This window comes from Akkermansiaceae bacterium (genome assembly GCA_017798145.1).
Taxonomy (GTDB): Bacteria; Verrucomicrobiota; Verrucomicrobiia; order Verrucomicrobiales; family Akkermansiaceae; genus Luteolibacter.
The window spans coordinates 1967088-1991805 of sequence record CP059069.1 but is presented as its reverse complement, the minus strand read 5'-3'; the positions used below and the strand labels follow the sequence as shown (position 1 = coordinate 1991805).

16 protein-coding genes are annotated in these 24718 nt (G+C 62.0%); 10 read left to right on the top strand and 6 right to left on the bottom strand.

Annotated features, from left to right (window positions below; genetic code table 11):
* Nucleotides 1-16: 16 nt before the first annotated feature.
* Complete coding sequence (locus tag HZ994_08415; protein ID QTN32350.1) at nt 17-931, top strand: hypothetical protein; 915 nt, start codon at nt 17-19, stop codon at nt 929-931.
* A gap of 55 nt (nt 932-986) precedes the next feature.
* Here HZ994_08415 and HZ994_08410 read toward each other — a convergent pair whose 3' ends face one another.
* The 4 genes from HZ994_08410 to HZ994_08395 form a co-directional block, all read right to left on the bottom strand.
* Nucleotides 987-1688: a sulfite exporter TauE/SafE family protein gene (locus HZ994_08410; protein QTN32349.1), complete on the bottom strand. Its 702-nt coding sequence runs from the start codon at nt 1686-1688 to the stop codon at nt 987-989.
* A gap of 69 nt (nt 1689-1757) precedes the next feature.
* A complete protein-coding gene (locus HZ994_08405; GenBank protein ID QTN32348.1) occupies nt 1758-1901 on the bottom strand; it encodes a hypothetical protein in 144 nt (47 codons plus the stop codon).
* Nucleotides 1902-1903: 2 nt separating this feature from the next.
* On the bottom strand, nt 1904-3301 hold the full coding sequence (gene ccoG, locus HZ994_08400; GenBank protein QTN32347.1) for a cytochrome c oxidase accessory protein CcoG: 1398 nt from the start codon (nt 3299-3301) through the stop codon (nt 1904-1906).
* Nucleotides 3302-3471: 170 nt separating this feature from the next.
* Complete coding sequence (locus HZ994_08395) at nt 3472-3756, bottom strand: DUF3820 family protein (protein ID QTN32346.1); 285 nt, start codon at nt 3754-3756, stop codon at nt 3472-3474.
* Nucleotides 3757-3813: 57 nt separating this feature from the next.
* Here HZ994_08395 and HZ994_08390 point away from each other — a divergent pair, with 57 nt between their 5' ends.
* The 5 genes from HZ994_08390 to upp all read left to right on the top strand — a co-directional run bounded on the left by HZ994_08390 (nt 3814) and on the right by upp (nt 8243).
* Nucleotides 3814-4185 (top strand): VOC family protein, encoded by a 372-nt coding sequence (locus HZ994_08390; protein QTN34348.1) that lies wholly within the window; start codon nt 3814-3816, stop codon nt 4183-4185.
* A gap of 8 nt (nt 4186-4193) precedes the next feature.
* Nucleotides 4194-5177: a trypsin-like peptidase domain-containing protein gene (locus tag HZ994_08385; GenBank protein ID QTN32345.1), complete on the top strand. Its 984-nt coding sequence runs from the start codon at nt 4194-4196 to the stop codon at nt 5175-5177.
* Between the two features lie 22 nt (nt 5178-5199).
* The gene (locus HZ994_08380; protein ID QTN32344.1) at nt 5200-6168 is read left to right on the top strand and encodes a PDZ domain-containing protein; all 969 of its coding nucleotides are present in this window, start codon (nt 5200-5202) and stop codon (nt 6166-6168) included.
* Between the two features lie 70 nt (nt 6169-6238).
* The gene (locus HZ994_08375; protein ID QTN32343.1) at nt 6239-7621 is read left to right on the top strand and encodes a sigma-54-dependent Fis family transcriptional regulator; all 1383 of its coding nucleotides are present in this window, start codon (nt 6239-6241) and stop codon (nt 7619-7621) included.
* Between the two features lies 1 nt (nt 7622).
* Complete coding sequence (upp, locus tag HZ994_08370) at nt 7623-8243, top strand: uracil phosphoribosyltransferase (protein QTN32342.1); 621 nt, start codon at nt 7623-7625, stop codon at nt 8241-8243.
* A gap of 21 nt (nt 8244-8264) precedes the next feature.
* Here the strand turns inward: upp and HZ994_08365 are convergent, their stop codons facing one another.
* On the bottom strand, nt 8265-8924 hold the full coding sequence (locus HZ994_08365; GenBank protein ID QTN32341.1) for a response regulator transcription factor: 660 nt from the start codon (nt 8922-8924) through the stop codon (nt 8265-8267).
* Between the two features lie 5 nt (nt 8925-8929).
* Nucleotides 8930-10762: a hypothetical protein gene (locus tag HZ994_08360; GenBank protein ID QTN32340.1), complete on the bottom strand. Its 1833-nt coding sequence runs from the start codon at nt 10760-10762 to the stop codon at nt 8930-8932.
* A gap of 331 nt (nt 10763-11093) precedes the next feature.
* Between HZ994_08360 and HZ994_08355 the strand changes: the two genes are divergently transcribed.
* From HZ994_08355 to HZ994_08340, 4 genes are all read left to right on the top strand, one after another.
* Entirely contained in the window at nt 11094-11888 is a 795-nt protein-coding gene (locus tag HZ994_08355; protein ID QTN32339.1) for a hypothetical protein, read from the top strand.
* A gap of 502 nt (nt 11889-12390) precedes the next feature.
* Nucleotides 12391-15843, top strand: a complete 3453-nt coding sequence (locus tag HZ994_08350; GenBank protein QTN32338.1) for an Ig-like domain-containing protein — start codon at nt 12391-12393, stop codon at nt 15841-15843.
* A gap of 495 nt (nt 15844-16338) precedes the next feature.
* Nucleotides 16339-23838, top strand: a complete 7500-nt coding sequence (locus HZ994_08345; GenBank protein QTN32337.1) for a tandem-95 repeat protein — start codon at nt 16339-16341, stop codon at nt 23836-23838.
* Nucleotides 23835-24698 carry a hypothetical protein gene (locus HZ994_08340; GenBank protein ID QTN32336.1) on the top strand — a complete coding sequence of 288 codons (864 nt, stop codon included), beginning with the start codon at nt 23835-23837 and terminating at the stop codon, nt 24696-24698. The genes HZ994_08345 and HZ994_08340 overlap by 4 nt, the downstream gene beginning before the upstream one ends.
* Nucleotides 24699-24718 lie beyond the last annotated feature (20 nt).

Below are 24718 nucleotides of genomic sequence, written 5' to 3'. Positions count from 1 at the left end.
TCAGCAAAACCAAGCCATGAACGACCATAAGAATGAAAACGGCCAGTGGGCACAGGAGAACGGTTACGTGTTTCACGCGGAATCGCAGGGGGTGATTTCCGAAGGCGCACGCAGCCTCGATATCTTCAGAAGGGCGGAAAGTTTCCGGGACCACGTTCTCGGCGTCCATCGAAACAGGCCGTTCGAGATTCTCGATGCTAGGTTCGAGGAGAGCGATTCCACCGGTTTCTTTTTTGTCTGGAATACGGTCGTCGTGATTCCCACCACCGGACTGAATCTGCCGAATTTCGACCTCCTGCCGCGCCGTGAGACGGGGGGGATGAATTTCCTGGGAATCAAGGGGCTCGATCTGAAAGTGAACCCGCTCGCCCCGCCGGATGAGCAGCGCCTGGTCGATGCGTTCAACAAGAGCTACAGCCTCTTCGCCGGAGGCGCTTTTGAGGCCATGGAGGCCTCGATCAAATCCGCCGGGCATCTCGTTCCCGGCCTCACGGACATGGCCTCGATCTGCAAACCCGGCGTCTTGCGCTTCCTCTCCACTGCCACCACCGGATTCATCGAGGTGCAGGACGGATACCTGGCGATACGTGCGCCGGAAACCCGGATCATCACACCCGGTTTAAGTGATACCATCCTCGAGGGAAGGGAACGCGAAAGCCTGCTGACCGTCGCCAACGACCTGCTTGATGTGCTTGCGAACGCGGCAAATGAGGCGCCTCTGCGCGCACTGACTCTGGAAAACACGTTCAACCCGCGCCAATTGCTGGGCGGCATCATCGGAGGGTTCATCGGCTTTGGCCTGGGGGGGCTTATCGGTGTCATTCTGTTGTTCGTGCTCAAAGAGAAGCACTTGTTCCAGATCCCGTTGCTGGCTCTCGGCTGCGCCGCCATCGGCCGCTTCATCGGCAAGATGCTGACGCGAGCCAAGTGATCCGTTGGCTTTCCGCCCGGGAAGAAACCGCAAACCTCAGGCCTTGGGGTAAACCTTAGTGGCAGCAGGAGGGAAGCTCCTCGGGCTTTTCCTCGGCCATGGCGGCGGGGACGGTGCCCCAGAGTCGGAAGGCCATGACGAGGGCGGCGGCGATGGCGAGCGAGCGCTGGACGCGGACGAGGGTGGCGGGCTTGATGCGCTTCTGGAGATGCTTGAGCTGCTGTTGGGCGAGCCACAGAAGCGGCACCGTGCCGAGGCCGAAAGCGAGCGCGAACTCCGCGCCGCGCAACGCCGATCCGCTGAGCAGGGACGCCCCGAAAAGCAGATACAGCGGCCCGCAGGGCAGCAGCGGGGTCAGGAAACCGAGCGCCAGCCCTCCGCGCAGCGGCGACATCCGCCCGAGGCGGAAGCGCATCTTCGCCGTCCACTTCAGCAGCGCGGGAGGGCGCGGAAGCTTCTTTTCCAGGCCGAATCCGAACACCAGCATCACCGCGACAAGCACCCACGGCAGCAGCACGGCGGGCGAGTCGAAGAACCATTGCAGCGGCTGGCTGCCGAGGGCGCCGCACAGCGCGCCGATGGCCGCGTAGGACGTGAGGCGCGCGCCGTGGTAGGCGCTCATCGCCGCCAGCCGCTCCGTTTCCGACGAGGGCATCGCCGCAAGCCCGCACGCGATGGGGCCGCACATGCCGACGCAGTGCACGCTGGTCACGAGGCCGGCGACGAGGGCTCCGATGGTGGTGTGGACGGGATCCAATGCTTTAAATTTTAAACCCTAAACCTCAAAGAAGAGGTCGATTGGCGGAGTTCTTTCTTAAATTGGAGTTTAAGGTTTGGAGTTTAAAGTTTGCAGCGGCACGCTCTGCGGTGCGTGTTTCAAGGCCACAAAGATCAGGCTGGTCCACGCGGCGATGAGCAGGAGGAAGGCTCCGGTTACGTAGAGCCATGGGCGGATGGTTTTCGGTTGCATGTTCAGTTGGTTTGGTTGGGGTTGGGGCCTAGGAATTTGATTTTCTGGTAGATCTCGGCATCGCCGGGCTGTGCCTCGATCTCGAGGGTCAATTCGGTCGGGCCTTTGTAGTGCTCACGGTCGTTGATGATGACTATCGGGCGGCTCGCCTCGGCGTGGGCGGCCAGGGTCAGAGGCTCGCCGATGCCGCTGAGAGTGAAGCCTGCGGGCGCATCTTCAAGCGAGATGGTGAAGGTGACGGGCTGGTTGCGCTTGTTGAGGAGGCGGAGCTGGTAGTGGTTCCGCACCACGGTGGGATCCACGAAAAACGGTGCGCCGCGCATCCGCGAGACCTCGGCGAAGACCGGCTTGGCCTTGTGGAAGGCGGTGAAGCCGAGCGCCATGAGGCCGAGCAATCCCATCGCCGCATAGAGCCAGATGCGGGGGCGCAGGATGTGGCGTTTTTCCCCTTCCAGGCCTTTGGTGGAATCGTAGCGGACGAGGCCTTCCGGGCGTTTCAGTTTCCGCATGATGTCGTTGCAGGCATCGATGCACGCCGCGCAGCCGATGCATTCCATCTGGAGGCCGTTGCGGATGTCGATGCCGGTGGGGCAGACCTGGACGCAGCGGGTGCAGTCGATGCAATCGCCGGCGCTGGGATCGGTGGCTTTGCCGCGCGGTTCGCCGCGTTTGGCATCGTAGCCGATGACCACGGTTTCATCATCCGTCAGCGCGGATTGGATGCGTCCGTAGGGGCAGAGGATGATGCAGAACTGCTCGCGGAACCATGCGAAGCAGAAGTAGAGAGCGGCGGTGAGGGCGGAGATGATGGTGAAGGTCGCTCCGTGCTGGAGTGGGCCTTCCCGCATGAATTGGTACAGGCGGGGCAGTGAGACGAAGTAGCTGATGAACACATGGGCGATGGCGGCTGAGGCTATGAGGTAGAGCGCGTATTTCACGGCGCGGCGTATCGTTTTCCGTGCGCTGGAGGGAGCTTGGTCGAGCTTGCGGCGCGCGGTGGCGTCGCCATCGATCAGGCGCTCGATGCGGCGGAAAACGTGTTCCAGGAAAACGGTGTATGGGCAGGCCCAGCCGCACCAGAGGCGGCCGAGCAGGGCGGTGAGGAAGAAGAGGACGAAGCCCAGCCCGGAGATGGCGAAGAAGAACACCCAGAGGTCTTGGGTCAGGAGGGTGAGGCCGAACATGTGGAAGCGGCGGTTCTCGACATCGAAGAACAGGGCGGGAGCGCCGTTGATGGGGATCCACGGCATGAGCACATATACGGCGATGAGGACGATTCCGAAGATCCTGCGGAAAAAGGTGAAACGCCCGCTTACGTCCGCCGGGTGGAGGACGTAGTGGGAGCCGTCCGGATTGATCGTCGTGAGGGAGACGAGGTTCGGACGCTTGTTCTGCTGCATGGGAGGCACGCGGAGACCATGGCAGGGCCGGCGGTTCCCGGCTCCGCATACCCTCCGGGAAAGTGCGCGGGATTTGCGCAGCTGGGCTCTGGAGCCTGTTTCCTGACATGGGCCTTGTTTCCCAGCTCCCGTTTCCCCCCAGGGCGTCGCCCTGCCCCTTGCTCCTCGTCTCACCCAAGCCTGGTGCGCCCGCCGTTGGCTTTGCGCATGGGATCGAAGAGCGAGTCCATGCCGCATTCCTTGATCTCGCAGACGTGGGCCATGAGCTCCCCGAGGCGGCCCTTGGGGAATTCGCGCTGCTTGAACCACATCAGGTATTCCTCCGGGAGATCGTAGATCGGCACGCCTTTGGGCGGGTGTTTTTCCTTTCCGAACATGCCGAAGGGCATGTGGGTGGCGTGGATTTCCATGAGCAGGCGGCGGAAATCCTCGCGGTCGATCTCGGTGAAGTTCATGTCGGGAAAAGGGATGCTTGCGGGGCGGCGGATGGCAGGTAGTTTTGCGTGGTGAAGATCAAGTTCCTGCATACGCGCATTCGGGTGAAGAGCCTCGATGAATCGATTTCGTTCTATGAAAAGCTCGGCTACCGCCTGGCGCAGAAGAAGGACTCCCCGCAGGGCAACAGGCTGGCATTCATGGAGCTGGAAGGGAACGACGTTTTCCTGGAGCTGACATGGTCGGCCGACTACACCGAAACCTGCCCGGAAGACCTGATGCACACCGCCCTCGGGGTGCCGGACATCATCGCGTATTGCGACGGGCTGGAGAAGGTGGGCATCGAGATCTGGCCTTCCGGGTGGCGGGAGAAATTTTCCGCAGGAGCCAACCGTATGGCTTTTGTGACCGATCCCGACGGCTACGAGGTCGAGATCCTCGAACGGTGATTTTCCCCATGAGCGTTATTCCGAAAGCACTCGCCCTCCTGGTGGCGGCCGGCCTGGGGCCGGCCTCCGCCTTCCCGCTCAATTCGAAGAAGGCTCCCGAATCGCAGGACGATCTGATGGCGATCCAAGAGGCGCTGCAGGCGGCCCTGCCGGCCGCGAAGGCCGCGACGGTCTGCATCGATCTCGGCGGCGGCTCCGGCAGCGGGGTGATCGTCTCCAAGGACGGGCTGGTGATGACGGCGGCGCACGTGACCTCCGGCGTCGGGAAGGATGTGAAGGTCATCATGCCGGACGGGAAAAAGCTCAAGGCCGAGACGCTTGGATTGGTGGCGGACACCGATGCGGCGCTGCTCCAGATCACGGAAAAGCCGGAGGGCGGGGGAGATTTCCCTTTCGTGGAGATCAATAGGACGGACGACACCAAGCTCGGGGATTGGATTTTCTCGCTGGGGCACTCCGGCGGCTTCGACAAGGACAGGGGGGTGGTGGTGAGGCTTGCGCGGCTGGTGCGCGTTGCGAACACGACGATACAGACGGATGGCACGCTCATCGGCGGGGACTCCGGAGGCCCGCTCTTCGACATGGAGGGGCGGCTGGTGGGCATCCACTCGCGTGTCGGCCCGCAGCTGCCGGTGAACATGCATGTGCCGGTGAAGGTTTTCCTGGATAACTGGGACAAGATGCTGGAGTCGGAATTCATCGGCGAGGGGCCCTTTGCGAAGCAGGAGAAAAAGGGCAGCGGCTTCCTGGGGATCGCGACCAAGGATGTGGAGGGCGGGCTGGAGATCACCAAGGTCGGGAAGGAAAGCCCCGCGGAGAAGGCCGGGCTGAAGGAGGGCGACCTTGTGCGCACATTCAACGGCGAGAAGCTCACCACCAGGGAGGGGATGCAGGCGCTGCTTGCGGAAATGGCGGCGGAGGACAAGCTGACCCTGGAAATCACACGCGATGGAAAAGATGAAACGATCGAACTCAGGCTCGGGAAACGCTAGGGCTGCCGCTGCGCTACTTGCCGTGCTTTCGTGCACCGGCACGGCGTTTTCCCAGCAGAGCCTGGAAACGGCATACCGCACCACCGGTGAGGCGGTGACGGCCGCCTTCGCCCCCCAGCAGGAGGTGCTGCAGAAATCCAGCGCCGTCATCTACGCCGGCCGCAAGGAAATCGCTTATGGCACGGTGGTATCCGAAAACGGCCACATACTCACGAAGGCCAGCGAGGTGGAGGGCGTGTCCGGGCTTTCCGTCAGGGTGGACAGGGAGAGCTTCAAGTCCGCAAAGGTGGTGATGACGGATGCGAACTGGGATGTCGCCTTGCTGAAGGTGGAGGCGTCGGGTCTGGTCCCCGTCGAATACGCGCCCGACAGCGAGCTGGCGCTGGGCACCTGGGTGGTTGTGAACGGTGTGACGAGCCGCACCAAGCGCCGCGCCCTGGCGGGTGTCATCAGCGCGAACGCAAGGGAGATCCCCGCGGCGGGCGGCCCGGCGCTTGGCGTCACGCTGGCCAAGGCGGATGACAGGCTGGAGGTGGAGGCGGTCAGCGAAGGCAGCGGTGCTGAGGAAGCCGGCCTGAAAAAGGGCGATGTGATCTCCAAGGTCAACGGCAAGCCCACGAAGACCCTCAAGGATCTCGTCAAGCTGTTGGAGGACATGAAAGCGGGGGATGCCGTGAAGCTCTCGGTGAAGAGGGACGGGAAAACGATGGAGCTGGATGTGAAGCTATCCGCCAAGGCCGAGCTGTTTGCGGACAAAAGCCGTAACGACCAGATGAGCGGCGACTACTCCAAGCGCCGCAGCGGATTCCCGCGCGTCATCCAGCATGACATCCTCGCCTCCGCCGGCACCATGGGTGGCCCTGTGCTGGATCTCCGGGGGCGGTTGGTCGGCATGAACATCGCCCGCGCCAACCGCTGTGAGACCTTCGCGATCCCGGTGGAGGAGCTCAGGGCGCTGGCCGAGGGGATGATGGCGCAGGCGGCGGAGTGAGGCGGGATTCCCCGTCACATCTTGCCTCTTGCCATACGCCGCCTCATCCGGGAACATGCCGAGCCGCGCAATGCCCGATTCCCCCTCCGAAGAAACCTTGCTGCTTGTCGATCCCGATCTGGATTTCCTGGATTGGGCCACCAAGCACCTTGCCGCGAAGGGGCTGCGCATCCTCCGCTGCGATGATGCGGGCAAGGCGATCAAGGTGATCGAGAAAACCCATGTCAACGTGGTGGTCTCCGCGGTTTCCATCCAGCCCTTCGACGGGCTGGACCTGCTCGGCCGCATCCGCGCGCAGAGCCCCGACACCCTGGTCATCCTGACCACCGGATTCCCGACCACCGGGCAGATCATCGAGGCCACGCAGAAAGGGGCGCACGATGTGCTGCGCAAGGAATCGCTTTCCTTCGAGCTGCGGCCGGTGGTGGAGTCCGCCCTGCAGACCGTGGAGGACAGGCGCAGCGCGGACAAGCCCTCCGCCGAGCTGCCGAGCATGGACGGGCGGGTGAAGATCATCGGCGTTTCCCGCGCCTTGCAGGATGTTTTCAAGCTTGTCGGGCGTGTCGCTAGATCGGATGCACCGGTCCTCATTTCGGGGGAAAGCGGCACCGGCAAGGAGCTTGTCGCAAAGGCGGTGCACGAATACAGCCCGCGCAGGCAGCGCGAGATGATCACCATCAACTGCGGGGCAATCCCGGAAAACCTCCTGGAAAGCGAACTCTTCGGCCACGAGAAAGGCTCTTTCACTGGAGCCATCTCCCGCCGCGAGGGGCGCTTCGAGCAGGCAGATGGCGGCACGCTTTTCCTCGACGAGATCGGCGACATGCCGCTCTCCATCCAGGTGAAGCTGCTGCGCGTGCTCCAGGACGGGAGCTTCTCCCGCGTCGGCGCGAACGACATGCTCAAGACCGATGTGCGCATCGTTGCGGCGACGCATAAGAACCTTGCCGCGGAGGTTTCCGCAGGGCGCTTCCGCGAAGACCTGTTCTACCGCCTCAACGTGGTCGAGCTGCGCATCCCGCCGCTGCGCGAAAGGCCGGAGGACATCCCGCTGCTCGCCGAGTATTTCCTCCAGCGCATCACCCGGAAAAACGGGATGGCCCGCATCCGCATTTCCGGCGAGGCGACGGCATCGCTGCAAGCCCACCACTGGCCGGGGAACGTCCGCGAGCTGGAGAACACCATGGCCCGCGCCTGTGCGCTGGCCTCCTCACAGATCCTTCTCCCCGCTGACATTCCGCTGGCGTCCGCACCGGGGCGCACCTCCGCCCTTGCCCATGGTCTCGACCAGGTGATCAATTCCGCCCCCGCAGACGCGCCGCTCATGGACTGGCTTTCCCGGCAGATCGTCGGCCGCCTTCTCGACCGCTCCGGCGGCGATTTCAAGGAAGTGGCCGTCGCCCTCGGTGTCACCCAGGCGGAAGTGAAACGAATCCTCGCCTCGAAGCCCTGAAATGATCCACCACATCGACCATCCGCTGATCTCCGCGGAGCTGACTTGCATCCGGGAGCCGGATTGCCCGAACTTTGAGTTCCGGCAGCGGGTGCGCCGCATCGCCTCGCTCATGGTTCCGGCCGTCACCGCGGATCTCGGGCGCACGCTCGTGCCCTGCCAGACCCCGCTTGAGCTGACCTCGGGTGATAAGGTGGCACGCCCCATCATCCTCGTCCCCATCCTGCGTGCCGGGCTCGGCTTCCTCGACGGCTTTCTCGATCTCATCCCCCAGGCTGCGGTCGCCCACATCGGGCTGGCAAGGAACGAGAAAACCCTCGAGCCCGAGGCCTACTACCTCAAGCACCCCACGCCGCTCGGCGAGTCCGACCTGATCCTCCTGGATCCGATGCTGGCCACCGGCGGTTCGGCGGTGCATGCCGTCACGACCCTGCTTGAGGCGGGTGCGAGAAGCATCCGCTTCGCCTGCCTGCTGGCCGCCCCTGAGGGGATCGCCGCTTTCCAGTCCAGCCACCCACAGGTTCCGATTTACACGGCAGCCATCGACCGTTGCCTGAACGAAAAAGGCTACATCCTGCCCGGGCTTGGCGATGCGGGGGACAGGCTGTTCGGGACGATCTGAGCCGTTCCGCTCCAGCTCTCCTCAGATCAGTCGCTCGCGCAGCGCCTTCGCCACCGCGCCGGTGTTGGTCGTTACGTGGAGCTTTTCATACACCCTTTGGATGTGGGTGGAAACGGTGTGGACGCTGATCCCGAGCGAACCGGCGATCTCCTTTTTCACCAACCCATCCGCCATGAGGCGCAGGATCCCGCACTCGCGCTCGGTGAGGTGGTAATCGTTGCCGATCGTCCCCGACTCCAGCCCGGCGAAGGCGTCGAGCACCTTGCGGGCCACTCCGGGCGTCATCGGCGCGCCGCCTTCCATCACCTGCCGGATCGCATCGCCGATGGCTCCGGAGCCGGAGGATTTCAGGATGTATCCCGAGGCTCCCGCGCACACCGCCCGGAAGATCTTATCCGCGTCGTCGAACACCGTCAGGATGATCACTTGCGCCCTGGGCACGCGTGTTTTCAGAACCGAAAGCGCGCTGATGCCGTCCATGCCGGGGAGCTGCACATCAAGCAGGATGACATCCGGGATTTCGCCGCGGTCGAGCGCCGCGAAGGCCAGTTCGACGGAGCGGAAATTTCCCGTGCAATCCATGCCGTCCAGGCCGTTGACCGCCCGCTGCACGCCGGTGGCGAAGGTGGCGTTGTCCTCCACCAGCCAGACGCAGAGCGGTGATTTGATTGTCGCGTTCATGCCGTTCATGATTTCAGGGGTGCGGTGAATGTCACTTCCGAACCACACCCCGGCGCACTTTCGATGCGATGGGTTCCGCCCAGCCTGTCCGCGCGCCGCTGGAAATTGTGAAGGCCGTGGCCGGGATGGGCGGCGGAGAGCGGATCGAAACCGATGCCATCATCACGGATGGCGAACGTGAAATGGCGTGCATCGACCGCCAGACGGATATCGACTTTCGAAGCCCCGGCATGCTTGCGGATGTTGTTGAGCGCTTCCTTGAACGAAAAAAGCACATGGCGGCGGAACAGCAGGCTCAGCGGGATATCCCTGAAATCGGCAGGCTCCACGATCAGTGAAACCTTCTTGTCACCGAGGATCGTATCCGCGGATTGCCGCATTTTCGCGACCAGATCCGCCAGCCCGGTCTCACCGCCCTGGATCAGCCAAAGGATGTCCCGCATGGACGCCGAGGCCTCGTCCGCAGCGTCGCGGATCAGGCGGAAGTCATCGCGCGACTGCGGATCCGTGCTGGATTCCGAACCCACCTCGCCCAGCAAGACGATGCCGCCGAGATTGCTGCCGATGTCATCATGGAGATCCCGCGCGATCTGCTCGCGCAGCAGCTTCAGATCCCTTTCCCTCACGACGCGCTGCCTTCCCACCGACCATGCCGTTCCCAATGCCAGCGTGACAACCAGCCCGCCCGCGCCGTAGCCGAGGATACCGGAAATCCGGGCGATGTTCCGCTCCCGCTTTGCGGATAACTGGACTTTCTCCCCTTCCAGCGAACCCCGCCGGGCAATGAGATCCAGGTGCTCCGGGATCTCGATGATACGGTGGAGGCTGGTGTTGCCGTCCACCGCCGCCGCCGGGAACCACTCCCCGTCGGGTGTCCCCTCGAACGTGTCGCTGGCCGTGACCGCTTTTCCAAGCGCCACGTTCTCGTCCCCGGAATAGGCCTGCAGCTCCGCCAAGCCGTAACCCACCCGATCCCCCTCCCCCCACAGACCCGTCGTCCGCAGACGTAGGTAACGCCCCCGCGCACCGCCGGACTGGAGGATCACCGGGCGTCCGCCGGGATGACCTACAAGATTGGAATTTGGAAAAGCCAGGCTCCACGGCACTTCGGAAAATCCCGCGTCGCCCGCCAGTTCCACCACATAGCCCCTGGGAAACGACCGCAACCCGGGGTGCTCGAAGTCATCCGACTCTACGGGCAGCAGCCGGATCTCATCGATCGGCATCTCCCGCCCCAGATCAACCGCCAACCATTTCTCCGCCGCCGGAAAATTCGACACCGCACTGAGATAGCCGCGCGTGGGGCTTGCCTGTGTGCTTACAGGCATGCCCAGCGAGCTGAATCCGTCGTTGAGCCGATTCACCGACCAGTTCGGAAAGAGGTCAAGGCTGCTGGAAGCGGACACCTTGCCGCCGACCGAGACCATCCGGTTCCCGGAGAGCACCAGCAGCTCCTCCAGCGCCCAGATGAATCCCTCATCCACCGGAAAATGCCGTGTCGAGGTCAATCGCACGTAGCGCCCCTCCACCCCTTTCATCGGGAAATCCACAGGGTATGCCCCGGGATTCGGCACGTCCGCCGCCGTTTTGTCCACTACCGTCACCGCCCCCCCCATCTCCGGGTTGTCCGCCACCTCGATCCTGAACCGCCTCGGGAAACCATAACCCGCCCCCCGCTCCCCGATCAGCGCGACATTCACCGGCACCGCCACGATGCGGCTGATTTCCATGCTCTTCCCCAGATCGATCTGCGCCCACTGCTCCTCATCTTCCCTCTCCAGGTTCCCGCTGCGGAATCCGTAACGGGAAGCGAAAGGGCGGTCGATCAGCTTCGGCAAGCTCCCCAGTTCCCCCTCCAAATCCACCAACCGCGCCTCCGTTCGGCGCAGCTCTGGGCTAAGGAAGCGCGCCACCCGCTCGGTGAACGGATTCTCGCCCGCACCCTTTCCCCGCGATTCTCCCGCGCCCCCCAACAGGAGGCAGGTAAGAACCATCAGCCGCGACACCGCCATGCCCTCGACGCTGCCGCAAAGCCCCCGGCATGTCAGGCGCGAAAACCCGCACTTTTCCCATCATACGATCGTGTGACTGGACGGATTTGAGCCGGAACGACATCCTACAGGTGTCGGCAATGCTCAGCTCACGACACTACAGACCCCTAAACAAAAAATGAAAACTATCCCAACCATCACATTTCTGGTGATCGCAGCGCTTACGGTCGGATCCGCGCATGGTGCCTCCATCCTGCTCGGAGGCTTTGACGGGACGCAGACGCAAAACACCATTTCTCCGGCAACGACCTCCTCCAGCACAGGGGTCAGAGAACTTCGCCAAGGATTCAAGCAAGACGCTGGCGCAGTTGGCAATGTCAGCACACGGATCTGGACGGATCAAAATACCGGTAAAGAATTCCAGTGGAGCGCCAGAACTAACAGTACCAATACCCTTTGGGGCGTTTCGACATTCACTGTTGCTCCAGCATCGGGTACTGCCAACCCATACGTGGGGAATTTTCGGCTTGGAGGCACAATTACAAGTTGGATCAACTACGAAATTAGCAACACGGGAACACAGAATCTGATTCTCGATAAGCTTCATTTCAATCTTGCACGCGGTTCCGCTACCGACGGAGGTAATACCATCACGGTATCCTTGCAGCAGAATGGAACGTTTGCCGCTTCACCTGTACTATCTGCCAGCGACCTAACTGCCGTGGGCCCAGTCAATGTCACTCTGACTCAGACCACCTCATGGGTCGGGTATGAAGTCAACCTCGCCAATGTTTCCAGCACCACTCTTGCAGCTGGCGATACCGCTACCTTCAGAATAGCAGTCCCCGCGTGGGGCTCTGACAGTTTTTTAGATAACATTGCGATTTCCGGCACCATCGTACCGGTTCCCGAGCCGTCCGCCGCCCTCCTCGGAGGCATCGGCGCGTTGCTTCTCCTACGCCGCCGCCGCTGATTGTAGCTTGAATGCAACTTCAGAAAAAGCCGCCGCATGTTCCATGTGGCGGCTTTTTTTGAGCCCCCAACAATCGATTACTACGAAAGACCTTTCTGTTCTTATGAAGCAACGCTTGCAAGCGCTCCCCATTGTCTCCCTGGCGCTTTCGCTCTGCCTGTCCGCCAGCTACGGCCAAGCCATCCTGCTTGGTGGATTCGACGGCACCCAAAGCCAAACCGCAGTTTCTCCTGCAACAGCCACCTCCAGCACGGGAGTCAGACAACTCACGAGTCCTCTGCAAAGCGCTGGAACAGTAGGAGCAGTCAGTGCCAGAATTTGGACGGATCAAGCGACCAACAAGGAGCTTCAGTGGGACAACACTGTCGCGGCAGCCGATGGTCTTTGGGGAACCTCGACGTTCACTCCGGCTTCATCAACATCAACCTCGAAGTGGGTGGCCACCCAAGCGGCTGCCAGTTGGATCAACTATGAGATTCAGAATACCGGAACCAGTGATGTGGTGTTGGATAAATTCCATATCAGCGCGAAACGCCTGACCACCACGGCCGCTCCCACGGGCTCCCCGGATACATTGACGATTTCCCTGCAACAAAACGGGACCTTCGCCAACCCGCCTGTCCTTTCTGCCAGCGCGCTCTCGGCCACTGGCACGAAAACGATCACACTCACCACCCCCACCTCTACTGCCTTCTACGGCTTCGAGTTCGCGCTTTCCGACATGTTGTCCGATTACACGCTTTCCCCAGGTGAGAAAGCCACTTTCCGGATTGCCAACAATGCGGGTGGCAACCGTCTGTATCTGGACAACATCGCCATCTCCGGAACCATCGGAAGCGGCGGAGGCGGTGGTTCGGACACCACGGCCCCGACGCCGAATCCCATGACCTGGGCGAGTGTGCCTGCGGCGGTGAATTCCACCAGCATCACCATGACCGCGACCACGGCTTCCGACCCGAGCGGTGTGGAATATTCCTTCACGGAAACTTCCGGCAACCCCGGCGCCACCAACAGCGGCTGGCAGGACAGCCCCACCTACACCGACACCGGGCTGCAAGCGAACACGCAATACACCTACACCGTGACGGCGCGCGACAAGGCGGCCACACCGAACGCAACCGCCGCCTCAGGATCCGCCTCAGCCACCACCAATGCCTATGCCAGCCCGGTGAGTGCAGGTGTCTCGACGGTCGCGGCTTCACCGGCCGCGGTTCCTGCGGATAATACGACAACCTCCAACATCACCGTCACGCTCAAGGATGCCGGTGGAGCGGCGGTTTCCGGGAAAACGGTTTCCTTGGTTGGCAATGGCAGCGCCACCATCCAGACCGCCAACAGCACGAGCAACGCCAGCGGCGTGGTGACCTTCACGGTCAAGTCGGGCGCGGTCGGCACACAGACCTTCACCGCCACCGGGGATTCGGTGGCGATCACCCAGACAGCCGCCGTCGATTTCCAAACGGTTGCGGGCCCCGGCCCGGTGAATGCCGGCACTTCCACGGTGGTGGCCTCGCCGACCTCGGTTCCCGCCGACGGCACGACCAGCTCGACCATCACCATCACCCTCAGGGACGCATCCGGGAACCCGGTGCCGAACGAGGGGGTTTCCCTGGCCAAAACCTCCGGCCCCGGTTCGGTGACGATCACGCCTGTGGACATCCAATCCACGAATGCAAGCGGGCAGGCGACCTTTGCGGTCCGCTCCGGCATGGCGGGCACCGGTGTGTTCACCGCCACCTCCATCACCGATGGCATCGTGATCACCCAAACCGCCAGCGTGGCCTTCACCCAGGCGGGCGCCATCTACCTGGTTGCGTTGCTTCCGGATCCGGTCTCGGCGACAAGCTCCAGCTCAACCGGCACGATTGCCAATTTCTACAATGGCAGCGAGACGCTTGCCAACGTCGGGACGACCGCCAACCGCGGCAGCATGTTTGCTGCCGTGGGCACGGATTCCGATGGCGTCAGCGGCACCTTCGCCCACACCGTGGTGTATGACATGGGGCAGACCATCTCATTCGACGGCTTCGTGCACGCCCAGCGCAAGGCCGATGGCTTCGACGATGTGTCATCCATCGATTTCTGGGTCACCAACAACAACCCCGGCAATGCCTCCACCGCGATTCCGTTGGCGATTTTTTCCACGCAACCGGTTCCGGATGCCTCGGTGAACCTGACCAGAAACAGCGCCGTCCTAAACGAGTATCTTCTGCCTGGCGGCACACTGAGCGGTCGCTACGTGGTCATGCGCCTGAACTCGGCGCGAACCTCCGGAGCCAATCCGGGCGGTTACACATTGCTGCTGGGTCAGACGGCTTCCGTCAGTGATTTCGATACCTGGGCTTCCGCCTATCCGGGGCTTGGAGCGTCAGGAAACGACGATGACGGCGACGGCATCAGCAACGACGCGGAACGTATCTTCGGGCTCAACCCGCAGAACCCATCCTCGGCGAATCCGATCGCCATCCCCTTCGATCCCGACTCGGGGACTTTCAGCTACACCCGCCGCACTCAGTCGCTTACCGGCCTCACCTACAAGGCCTGGTATTCGACCGACCTCGTCGATTGGTATTGGGAATCCGGAGCGATCCATACTCCCCGCGCCCCTGTCGGTGATGTCGAGATCGTTGATGTCACGCTCGCTCCGGAACTACTCAACGAGTCCAAGCTGTTCATCCAGATGTCGGCGGAGAATTTCGGTGTAGCTCCGGTCATGAGCCAGATCTGGGGCAGCGGCTCTTCCATCACGATGGTTTTCAGCGAAGCGATGGATCCTGCCAGCACGACAAATCCGCAAAACTACACCGTCTCACAGAGCGGTGGCGGCACCATCGCCGTCTCCAGCGCCACTCTGAGCGCAGACGGAAAGACGGTGACGCTGACCTTGGCCGCCCCTCTCGGCATCGACGGCGACTTCACGGTGACCACCAACCGGATCGCCAACGCCGTCGGCCAGCCGCTGGGCAACGGCACCAGCGGCCAGTTCCAGACCTGGGATGACAATCCGAACGGCATCAAGGTCTTCATCCTCGCCGGACAGTCCAACATGGTCGGCTATGGGATGAGCGAAACCGGAAACGGCGGCGTGGCTGGCGCGATCGGCAGCCTCCGCCATCTTGCTGTCAACAATGGCTCATATCCGGAGTATGACTACGCCGCGCTCTTGGCGGATCCCGGCCAACCGGCAACCAGCGCTTGGAAGACCCGCAGCGACGTCAAGGTGTGGTGGCGCAATGGCCACTCCGGAAATCTCGGCGAGCCGGTCAGCAAAGGTGACCTTGGCCCTCCGTTCAAAGGTGCCAACTCTGGCTGGTTCGGCCCGGAATACGCCTTCGGCCAGGTGCTCGGTGATTACTACCCCGGCGAGAACGAGCAAGTCCTAATCATCAAGGCGGCCTGGGGTGGCCACAATCTGGTCTCGAACTTCCGCCCGCCGAGTGCCGTGGCCAAGCGCGGCGGAGTGGTGGGTGCTTCGTATTACGAAATCTTCAACAACGCGCGCGAAGTCCTGAGCAACCTCGGCACCGAGTTTCCCGAGTGGGCCGGACGGGGCTACCAGATCGTCGGATTCGGCTGGCATCAGGGCACCAGCGACCGCGCCCCGGCATCGGCTGCGGATGAATACAAGGACAACCTCCCTGACTTCATCAGCGATGTGCGGGCGGAATTCGGCAAGCCCAACCTGCCGTTTGCGATCGCCACCACGGGCATGAACAACGCCGGGCCTGCGGAAGCCCCTCCCTACACTGGCTACCATGCAGTCGAGAAAGCCCAGCTCTGGGTCGCGGGTGTCGCGAAGCCGGCGAACGTGCTTTCCTCCGACACCCGGCCTTTCTGGCGCGATTCGTCGATCTCCCCGAGCACCACCAGCTTCCATTGGAACCACAACGCGGAAAGTTATTTCCTCGTAGGCAAGGCGCTTGGCGACGACATGGTGGATCTGCTTGCTCCGTAGGCGCCGTCATGGCCGCCATCCCTGGGTTCATTGCCCCAAGGCACCGGGTAATCCTTCCCGTTAGGAAACTGGGGATTTGCGTCTGAGAGATTGGGTTCTCATTTCCCGTCACCCTGCAATCCGCAGTTGGGATTGGGGCTGTGCGTAACATGCCCTGATGCCAGCAACCTTTGAAAACGGTGGAGATTGCTTCACACCTTCACCCGTCGGGTGAGAAGAAGATCGCGATATTCTCCGGTCGGAATCGGTTCAAAGATCAGCGCAGCTCTGCATTCCTTTGTGGCATCTTCGCCTTTGCGTTGAGATTCCTCATTCGAAATATGGATTCTTGGGTCATACGATGATGCGACCCCTCTGCTCCACAATTTCCGTGCCATTGTGAATTCCTGCTCTCAGAATAAATCATCTTAAGGTCGTAAAGTGCATGGAGCCGTTCCCTTTCGCTGGGTTTGATTTCTGTGTGATCGGCCAAAAAAAACCGCATAAAAATCCCACATGAAAAACCAAACCCTTCAGCCTGTCTCTGGCAGGCTCCCATCCGCCTGGCATCGTTGGTTCTTTTCTCTGGCCGCCATCCTGGTGACCGCCAGCCCGTTAATGGCCGCACCGCCCGACCTCACGAATGGCGGGGTGCCCACGGACACGAACTACATCAACCTCGGGCCGACCGGTATGCGGGGGTGGGTCTATCGCCCGGTTAATCGTGCTGATTCCAGTGAGGCACGCCAGATTCTGGTGACCAGCGTTGCAGCGGGGTCACCTGCGAACGGTATCCTGGCAGTAAATGACGTGATTCTCGGGGTGAATGGAACCGGGGCGACACCCGGTGCATTTGCGTCGGATGCACGCATCGCGTTGGGTCTGGCGCTCGGTGATGCGGAAGCGAGAAACCCGGCCACGCTCAAGTTGCTGCGCTGGCGTGCAGGCGTGACCGAGACGGTGGACATCACGCTGCAGACCCTGGGAGCCTACAGTGCGACGGCACCCTACAACTGTCCGAAGTCGGCAGCCATCCTCGAGCAGGGGTTGGCCCACCGCACGGCCAGCGTAAATGCCGGCCAGTTCGGTTTCGGCACGCTCGCGCTGCTGGCCGGTAACGATCCGTCAAACCCCGCCAATGCGGCACGCCAGGCGTTGGCGCAGACCGAGGCGCGGGCATTGATTGCCACGCAGGCGCAGATCGACTTCTGGAAATCCGGGCAGATCGACACCAATAGCAAGATCACCTGGAGCTTGGGGCACAAGCTTGTGGTGCTGTCGGAATATTATTTGCAGACTTCGGACTCGCTGGTTCTGCCAACGATCGAGGCGATGGCGGTGCAGATTGCCAATGGGCAGAGCCATCTGGGTACCATGGGCCACCAGTTGACTGGCCTCAACGCTCAGGGTGCCCCCAATGATGCCTACAACGTGGGTTACGGAACGATCAATTCAGCTGGCATGCCCACCTTTCTCGGCCTGTTGCTGGCCAAGGAATGCGGCCTGACCAACCCTCAGATCGACCCGGCCATCCAGCGGGCAAGCCGCTTTTATGCGGCATACACCGGCTATGGTGCACATCCATACGGGGAACATGAACCCTATCGCCAATCGCATGAATCCAATGGCAAGAGCGGACTGTCCTCACTTTGTTTCGAGCTTTTGGCGGATCGTGTGGAGGCTGGAAAGTTCTACAGCAAGATGGCCACGGCGGCCTCCTCGGAGCGGGAAGAAGGACATACCGGCTCGTATTTCAATCAATTGTGGGCGCCACTGGGTGCTGCAACTGGCGGTGAAGAGGCGGTGGCTACCTACTTCAGCCGGATCAGCTGGATGCTGGATCTCAACCGGGAATGGGACGGCGGGTTTTACTGGAACCGTCTCGAAGGCAGCGGTAGTGGCGAGCGATGGAATGACTTCGACATGTCCACTGCGGCCCTGCTGACCTATGCCCTGCCGCTGCGCAAGCTGCACATCACGGGACGCGGGCATGACCCGGCCCGGTATCTGACCAGCCAGGACGTGGCGGATGCCATTGCGGCGGAAGACTATAACGCGACCACCCGCACCACCAGCGAACTGGTGACGGATCTCGGCAACTGGTCACCCAAAGTGCAGTATGAGGCTGCCAATGAAATCGGGCTCCGCACCGCGGAACATGCCACACTGGTCCCTCAGTTGATTGCCATCGCCAATGACACCCGGGCCGGCGAATCACGGGTGGGTGCGTGCTTTGCCTTGGGTGAGATCGGAAATGGAAGTGCCGCTGCCGCTGGCGATCTGGCGGCCCTGCTTGACGATGCCGATGATGAGGTTCGCTTCGCATCAGCCGAGGCGCTGCGTTTTCTTCCCCAGGCCAACAAGCTGGCACAACTCAACACCATTCTTACCGCCGCCGCCAGCACCGGAAAACCATTCCTTCCGATTGACGAAGAAGACCCGATGCACTTCGCCCACGCTCGTCTGTCGATGCTTCTTTTCTACGGTGGGACTGCCTACGGACCCAAGGGAGTGATCTCGGGCAGCGGCATCAATGGCGTTGATCGCACGCTGCTCTATCCCGCCATTGAGGCCGTGGCCGCCACCCCCCTTGGTCAGGCTCGCAGCACGCTCCAGACGACCTACACCAACCTCACCCACGACGACGTCCTTGCCCTGTCCGGTACGATCCTCGACTCGATCGTGGTTCGTGCTCCCGCGGACAAGATGTTCTCGGGTAGTGTGCGCACGGGCGGGGTCCAGGCCATGGAGAAATACAACATCGCCGATGGTGTGACGGCTTGCATGAAGCTGATCGAAGATGTTGTGAGCGACGAAAATCTCCAGTTGCTAGGCAGCTTCGGCGCAGGAGTGCATACGGTCGAGCCGGATCCCGACGCTGTCGGATTCCTGCAGTCCTATCTGGTCACGAATCCCACCGGCGCCCGGCAAGCGCTCAATGCGATCGCCACGGATATCAATCCGCTGCCCTTGACGGCGCTCAAGACCGTCCAACTGACCACGGCGGATGATCCGATCCTCGATCTGCCTGCGACTTCCACGGTCTTGAGGGTGAGCGCATTCGACCACGCACAAGGCGACAGCATTTATACCTGGAACAAGGTCTTCGGCCCGGGTGCGGTCACCTTCACCCCGAATGGCACCGCAGCGGCGGCAAATTGCACAGTCCAGTTCGACGGCACCCCCGGTGCCTACGAGTTCGAGGTTACGATGTCCGACTCACGTGGACTCACCGAATCCTACGGAACGGTGGTGGTCCTGGTTTCCGACGCTTCGCCGGCCGACACCACCGCGCCGCCCGCACCGGGCTTTGCGACTGCGCCCACCGGCACTTCGATCAGTTCGATCACCATGACGGCGCAGGCGGTCACAGATCCGCAGGGGAACGGCGTCAAATACTATTTCACCTGCACGTCCGGCGGCGGCAATGACAGCGGTTGGCAAACTTCCCCGACCTATACCGACACCGGTCTTCTTCCCGACACCACCTACGCATACACGGTGAAGGTGAGGGATCTCTCGGTGAATCAGAACACCAGTGCCGCGTCTCCGCCAGCGGCTGGTTCCACATTGGGACTTCCCACCTCCACCCTGTCGAAGGGCGTTTTCCACATCCTGGGTTCGTCCCAGACGCCCACCAGCAACACGGTTCACAACGTGTCGGTCAACGGCGCCTATGCCGGTTTCAAGGGCCAGGGCAATGTCGGCACCGGGACGGTGCTGGTCGATCAGACGTTCAATGGCACAATCGTGGATTACGCCTTTGTCAAGGAAAGCACCACTCCCGACGTCATCCAAACCTACGCGAATGGCGGAGCCGGGCGCTTCACCTTCGGCTCCTATCTGCCCCGCGCGGGCTCCACCCTCGCCAACAACAGTGACATGAAGCTCTGGACCGTCAACGATCCCGGGAGCCCCGCCTATTCCAATCCGGCGAATTTCACAAGCAACACCGGCGTCGGCGCCTTCGACAACATCAACGGTAGCATCGACATCTCCGGAATGACTGTAGGAACCGTCTATTTCTTCTATTCGGGCTATCGGAGCATGCCGTTCTTCTCCGCCACGATGAAGGATACCGAGGCGCTCGTGGCGGATGTCCCGCTGCCCGTCTTCGGTGACGGCGATACCGCCAACAGCACCGAACATTACGTCTGCAGCCTCAATTTCGTAAACAACAATGGCTTGGACACGATTGACTGGTCCCTGACCAGCAACCTCTACAATGGGGAACCCCATTGCAGCCTGAGGGGGATTGTGCTGGTTACCTCGACGGGCCAGACAGCGATGATTCCAAATGTCGTAGGGCTGACGCAGACTGCCGCGCAGAACTCGATCAAATCCGCCGGTTTCTCGGTCGGCTCGGTGCTGCTCCGCAGCAGTTCAACCGTTCCTACGGGCAATGTCATCAGCCAGAGCCCGGGCAATGGCAGCACCGCCATCAAGACCAGCGCCGTGAACATCGTGGTGTCCAACGGCTTGCCGACGACGCCCGTGCCGAATGTGATCGGACTGAAGCAGTCGATCGCAGAATCACAGATCGTGGCCGAGGGCCTGGTCGTCGGCAATGTGACGACGGAGGCCAGCACGACGGTGAGTCCCGGTGATGTCATCCGCCAAAGTCCGGGCAGTGGCTCGCTCCTTGTGTTTGGCGGAAGTGTGAACCTGGTGGTTGCGGGCAATTCGCCCCCGGTCGCCAATAACGGATCGGCGACGGTGGCTGAAGACGGATCGGTTGCCATCACACTGACCGCCACGGATTCGGACGCAGGTGCCACCTTGACATACTCCGTGGTGGCAGGCCCGACCAACGGTGCGCTGAGCGGCACCGCCCCGAATTTGACCTATACACCGAACGCCAACTTCAACGGCTCCGACAGCTTCACTTTCAAGGCGAACGACGGAACGGTCGATTCGAATGTGGCGGCGGTCTCGATCACGGTGAACGCGGCCAACGATGCACCGGTCTGGGCTGGCAACCCGATTGTAGGTTCGGACGCAACGAAGGATGTGCCCTACAGTGGCACCCTCGCTGGTGACGCGAGCGATGTCGACACGAGCGACTCACTTACCTTCGCTTTGGTGAGTGGTCCGGCCTGGTTGAGCGTGGCTGCCGATGGCACGTTGGGCGGCACGCCGGCCAGCGGTGACGTGGGAGAGAATCTTTTCTCGGTGAGTGTGACGGATGGCAACTCGACGCCGGTCCAGGCGACCCTTAACATCACCGTGAATCCGCCAACTGGGACGAATCTGCTGGCCTACGAGGGCTTTGATTACCCGGTGGGTGAGCTTCTCGGACTCAATGGCGGCCAGGGCTTTGCCAGTGGCTGGGCCGACAGTGGTGGCACTTCCACCCAAGGTTACGTCCGCGATGAAACCACCAATGTGTTTTTCGACAATACGACGCTCAATTGGGACGGCGTGTTGAACAATGCCTTCCCTACCTCGCCGGGCACGGGATCCCGTTACATGGCTTCGGACGCGCAGATCGGCTCGAACGTTGATGTGAAACGCACCCTCGCCGCCAGCGCCGGTGAGATGGCTGGTGCCGACGGGGTGCTCTGGATGAGCGTGGTCTATCGTTTCCCCAACGGCAACTCGGGGGCCGGCATCAATTTTGGCTTCACCGACGGCGGGCATCTCACCGACCGGGGCAGGAGAACCAGCAGCACCAACATGGACTTCATCGGGGTGAGCGGCTGGAACGGCACGAACGCCTGGAGCCAGCAACTCAACCCGACAGTAATCGATTCGACCACTGCGACCAACTACATCTGGAACCAGTTTGCCCGCACCGCAGGTGGCGTGAACATGAGTTCGACCGTGGACAAGGTCATCGTCTTGAAATTCAGCTTCGGCGCATCGGACAAGGTTGAGGCCTTCTGGTTCGATGAAAACGCCGCGCTGGCATCGATGACCGAGGAGGCATTCAATGCGGGCAAAATCGGTGCAACCTATGCCACCGGGATCAACGAGAACAACCTCAACACCCTTGTCTATTCCCAAGGCAGGTTCGACAATGCCATCGACGAAATCCGCATCGGCGACAGTTTTGCCGTTGTGGCCGGGCAAGATGCCCCGCAAAACACCGCGCCAACCTGGGCGACGAATCCGGTCAACGAGTCGGACGCCAACGAAGACGCCGCCTACTCGGCCACCTTGGCCGACAATGCCGGTGATGCGGACGCCGGCGACACGCTGACCTTTGCCAAGGTGAGCGGTCCGGCATGGCTCGACGTTGCTGCCAACGGCACGCTGTCCGGGATGCCAAGCAATGCGGATGTGGGTGCCAATGTCTTCACCGTGAGTGTGACTGACAACAACTCGTCTGCTGTTGAAGCCACGCTCAACATCACCGTGAATCCGGTCAACGACGCACCGCTTGCCTCCGATGGCACGGCTACCACCGACGAGGACACTTCGGTGTCCGTTACCCTGGTGGCAACCGACATCGACAGCACGATCCAGAGCTACAACGTGGTGTCCGGCCCGGCCAACGGTGTCCTGAGCGGCACCGCCCCGAACCTGACCTACACGCCGAATGCGAATTTCAATGGTAGCGATAGCTTCACCTTCAAGGCGAACGACGGATCGTTGGATTCGAATATCGCTACCATCAGCATCACCGTGAATGCGGTGAACGATGCGCCGGTAGCTTCGGATGGCACGGTCACCGCAACCGAGGATATGCCAGTGGCGGTCACGCTGAGTGCGGCGGACATTGACAGCGGTGCGTTGGGCTACACGGTGGCAAGCCAACCGGCCAATGGCGTATTGAGCGGCACAGCCCCGAACCTGACCTACGCGCCGAATGCCGACTTCAACGGCACCGACAGCTTCACCTTCAGAGCCAACGACGGAGTGCTGGATTCTAACGTCGCGACCGTCAGCATCACGGTGACTGCGGTCAATGATGCTCCGGTGGCCTCCAGCGGTTCAGCTACGACCAACGAGGACACGGCGGTAGCCGTGACCCTTGCCGCCACGGACATCGACGGCACCATCCAGAGCTACACGGTGGTGAGTGCACCGACCAAAGGAGTCCTGAGCGGCGCGGCTCCCAACCTTACCTACACACCGAACGCGAACACGAACGGCGCGGACAGCTTCACCTTCCGGGCGAGCGACGGCATCCTGGACTCGAACACCGCGACGGTCAGCCTGACGGTGACCGCCGTCAACGACGCACCGGTGTTCTCCCCGGCCTCGTTCACGGCAGCGGACGCCACCGAAGGAGCCGCCTACACCGGCCAGACGCTAGGCGGCAGTGCCACCGATGCCGATGCGGGCGACACCATCACCTACTCGAAGGTCAGCGGCCCCGCATGGTTGGAGGTCGCGCAGGACGGAACGCTTTCCGGCACCCCGGGCGGCGGCACGGCGGGGTCGAACGTGTTCGTCGTGCGCGCCACGGACAGCACCTCGGCCACCGCCGACGCCACGCTGACGATCAACGTGGTGGGTCTGCCTCTGCCTTGGATCTCTACCGACATCGGCACAGGCATGCTGGCGGGATCGGCGACCCACAACGCGGGCACCTTCACCCAGTCCGGTTCGGGTGTCATCGGCGGGACGAGCGACAAACTGCGCTTCACCTACCAGACACTGACCGGCGATGGCGAGATCATCGCCCGCATCAGCGGCTTGCAAAACACCGGCAGCTCCTCACGCGTCGGCGTGATGATCCGCGATTCCCTGGCAGCCAACTCCAAGCAGGTTTTCATGGGAATGACCGGATCGAACGCCTACCGCTGGATGCGGCGGTCCACCTCAGGAGGAAATCCCGCCACTTCAAAAAACGGGACGGGGACGGTGCCGAACACCTGGGTTCGCATCGTGCGCAGCGGCAACACGATCACGTCCTACAAGAGCACGAACGGTACTTCCTGGACAACCGTTGACACAAGCACGAACACCACCTTTTCTTCCACTTGTTACATCGGCCTCGCGGTGGGCAGCGGAAGCAACACCACCCTGAACACCTCGAGCTTCTCCAACATCAGCGTGACCCCGTGATCCGCCATCCCTTGGTTTTCCTCTGGTTCGGCTTGTTGTCGGTTGGATGCGACAAGCCGGACTCCCCGCACCCCGATCCGGGCGTCGCCACAACCTCGGCCAAGGCAGTTCGCCGGGGGCATGAGCCGCGCGGGCCGGTGCCGGGCACGCCCGCTGCGCTGAGGAGAATCCTCGGAGCGGCGTCAAGGATCGAGTCCACCTCTGTCCGGGAAAGGGCATTGGCCGACCTCGCTTGGAACGCCATGGAAATCGATCCCGGCCTCTCCATCGAAGCCTTCCTGCAATTGCCTACGGACAGCCCGGAAAGGATTCGGCTGATCAAGCACTACGCGATGCGCATGGCCGAGCGGGATGCCGACGAGGCGCTCGCCTGGGCGGCCACCGCTGGCTCCGAACAGGAAATTGCCGCTGCGAAAAGCCAGATCGCGCTGATCCTCGCAGAGACAGATCCTCATCGCGCCGCGGATCTGCTTTCGGAATCGGGCATTGTCGGACACGAGTTCGATGTGGCGGTGGTGCAGGTCATCCAGCGATGGGCCGCGAAATCCTCCCCGGATGCCGCCGGTTGGGTTTCCTCATTCCCACCCGGCGCCGCACGCCAGGCAGGCATCAGGGCAGTCGTGGCGCAATGGCTGCCACGAGACGCGGCAGCTGCTTTCGCTTGGCTAGGAACGCTGCAAGACGGGGAGATCCGCACGGAAGCCGCGCGCGCCATGGAAGGTGTGATCCTCCAGCAACCCGAGGAAACCCGGGAAAGTTGGCTCCGGCACGCCGATGCCAGCATCCGCAGCGAACTCGAGCAACAGCGCAGCCAAGCCATCCTGGATGTGGGCGACAACATCCCGGCGCCCGAGGAGTGAAATGACCGAAGGCCTAACCG

What these genes read in the sequence shown, in the direction of transcription:
- HZ994_08415 (QTN32350.1), top strand. Translation starts at nt 17, where the DNA reads ATGAACGACCATAAGAATGAAAACGGCCAGTGGGCACAGGAGAACGGT.
- HZ994_08405 (QTN32348.1), bottom strand. Translation starts at nt 1,901, where the DNA reads ATGCAACCGAAAACCATCCGCCCATGGCTCTACGTAACCGGAGCCTTC.
- ccoG (QTN32347.1), bottom strand. Translation starts at nt 3,301, where the DNA reads ATGCAGCAGAACAAGCGTCCGAACCTCGTCTCCCTCACGACGATCAAT.
- HZ994_08395 (QTN32346.1), bottom strand. Translation starts at nt 3,756, where the DNA reads ATGAACTTCACCGAGATCGACCGCGAGGATTTCCGCCGCCTGCTCATG.
- HZ994_08385 (QTN32345.1), top strand. Translation starts at nt 4,194, where the DNA reads ATGAGCGTTATTCCGAAAGCACTCGCCCTCCTGGTGGCGGCCGGCCTG.
- HZ994_08375 (QTN32343.1), top strand. Translation starts at nt 6,239, where the DNA reads ATGCCCGATTCCCCCTCCGAAGAAACCTTGCTGCTTGTCGATCCCGAT.
- upp (QTN32342.1), top strand. Translation starts at nt 7,623, where the DNA reads ATGATCCACCACATCGACCATCCGCTGATCTCCGCGGAGCTGACTTGC.
- HZ994_08365 (QTN32341.1), bottom strand. Translation starts at nt 8,924, where the DNA reads ATGAACGCGACAATCAAATCACCGCTCTGCGTCTGGCTGGTGGAGGAC.
- HZ994_08355 (QTN32339.1), top strand. Translation starts at nt 11,094, where the DNA reads ATGAAAACTATCCCAACCATCACATTTCTGGTGATCGCAGCGCTTACG.
- HZ994_08345 (QTN32337.1), top strand. Translation starts at nt 16,339, where the DNA reads ATGAAAAACCAAACCCTTCAGCCTGTCTCTGGCAGGCTCCCATCCGCC.